This is a genomic window from bacterium, assembly GCA_024226335.1.
Lineage (GTDB): Bacteria > Myxococcota_A > UBA9160 > SZUA-336 > SZUA-336 > JAAELY01.
The window spans coordinates 1-2,177 of sequence record JAAELY010000427.1 but is presented as its reverse complement, the minus strand read 5'-3'; the positions used below and the strand labels follow the sequence as shown (position 1 = coordinate 2,177).

Sequence of the window (2,177 nt, the reverse complement as noted above, 5' to 3'; positions counted from 1 at the left end):
GCTTCGATCAGCCCGATCGAGTTCAGATTCTCGGGGTTGTTGTTGAGCGCGATCGGTCCCTCGAAGCGCTCGCCGGCCTGCGACAAAGCGCTGGCGATGGTGTTCGTCGGCGCCTTGTGGAAGGCACGGACCCGGGCGTCGAACGGATTCAAGGCTTTGATAACGCGCTTGACCCAGCCTTCCGCCAGTTGACCCTGCGGGTTGGTCGGCGTCGACGGCTGTCCGGCGAAGAAGCTCCACTGGGGCGGATCGTTACAGACTCCGATATCCGGGTCGGTACTTTCATCGATCGCCGGCAATTTGTAATGCACGACGAACCAGTTGTCGGCCAGGGTCCTGAACGCCGGTAGCGAGAAGTCCGGACTGCCCAGGGTGATCTCGGTCAGACCCTTGCCCTTGGGCCCGAGCTCCCACGGCGGAACACCGGCGTTGTCGCAGGTATCCGATCCGGGACAATGGTGATCTTCGATGCACTTGATCCGTGGATCACCGAGACACTCGCCGAGGATCGGCGAACGACCGTCGAGATCCGCCTGGATGTACCACTCGAAGTCGACCTGATCGGCGCGACCGGCGAAGTCGCCGCTGTGTCGCAGGGTGATCTGCTCATCGAAGACATTCTCAGGTGCGATCACGTGGATCTGACCCTGATAGCTGCTCTTCAACAACGGTTGCGGTGTGACGTCGAGGCAACCGACGTCGATCACCTCGAGACTCACCGGTAGTCCGGTCAGACTCGGATCGTCGTTGAAGACCAGGGTCACCTTGCCGGTGCCACGAGCAAAGCCCGCGGTCAGCGCGGCGTTGGTGCCAAGAACGCGACCCGGAGCGACGACGCCGCTTCCGTCGTCCTGGAACCCGATCGCCGGTCCATCGGCATCGGTGCCGGGCCAGGTCCGGTCCCCGGAGCAAATCGCACGGGGCTCCTGACTCGGTGGGGGCGGGTTGACGAGGCAATCCACGGGATCGTGGAGCGCGAGCCTGTCGGGATTACGCGAGTGATGGTACAGCGCCTCGATCGCGGCATCCCATGCACACTCGCGCGTATCGGGAAGCGCACCGTCCTTCGGGAAGCAATCCTCGAAGTTTGGCGCGCTGGTCGCTCCTTCGGTCCCGGTGCCTCCATTGAGTTTCTTGAGCGCCTGGCGTTCGGCGTCGGTCAAAATATTGGGGATGAGCAGAGGCTCGCCTGCCAGCGTATCGTCAAACAGACCGCGGAACTCCAGCGCCCCGTCGATGCAGTTATTCTCGTCGGCGACTCCTCCGACGATCGCGCAGGATCTCGCCAGCGGGTTGAATCGCAAGCGGCTCGTGATCGTCGGCGTCAATCGCAGATCGCCGGCGGCGTTGCCGGTGATCGCCTTCTTCCCTTGCTCCGCAAAGTCGGTGGCGAGCTCCGCCGCATCGAGTGCCTCCTGAGTCATGGGCACGGAGATCGTCGTCAGCGGACGGAAAAGACGAACCAGGCTCTCCCGCGGATCGTAAACCTGGTTCTGGACGAACGTCTCGTACTGCAGTTCGTCATAGGCCACGGCGGTGGCCGCCTGGTTCATGATGTTGGGCAAGCCGTTTTTCTGCTTCATCAGGGTCTCTCCGACCGTGAGGAGCGGAATCTCGGTATCAGGCCAGCTGATGGTGTAGTTCGTGTCCGCCGGTGTCGTTCCGTCGGTGGAATCCGGCAGGAAGCTGACGCACTCCGGAGCTGCGAGGGTCGGGTGGAAAAACCCGGGCTGCAACGGATAGTTGAAACGCACCACACCGGTGGTGTGATCCAGGTTATTCGGTCCGGCGGCACGAGCCCAGAGACGATCGGTATGATCGCGGTAGAACGGCACCGGCGGCTGGAGGTCGCCGGCAACCTCACCGACGACCGTGGTCAGATCGCCACAACCTGCCAGCAGGCTCATCGGATAGATCGGTCGGATCGGTTCGCCTACAGTTTGTTCGATTCGCATGTCCGGATAGTCGATCGGATCAAACACATCGACTTCATAGACCCGGAAGGCCCACAGACCGGTTCCGGGATCGATGTACTTGGCCAGCACGTAAGGGTCGGAAGGCAACGTCGGATTCGCCACGTAGTCGCGCAGCGCGAAGATTGCATCGGCGCCGCTGGTCGGTACGCGGTTGGATGGTCGGATCAACGCGTGTTCGTCGTTGGGGTTGTAACCGGGTTC

Annotated in this window: 1 protein-coding gene; it reads right to left on the bottom strand. The window is 62.3% G+C overall.

Features of this window, described 5'->3' with window-relative positions; all coding sequences use genetic code 11:
- Nucleotides 1–2,177: hypothetical protein (locus GY725_20800; GenBank protein ID MCP4006626.1), on the bottom strand; the 2,177-nt coding region annotated here is incomplete at both ends.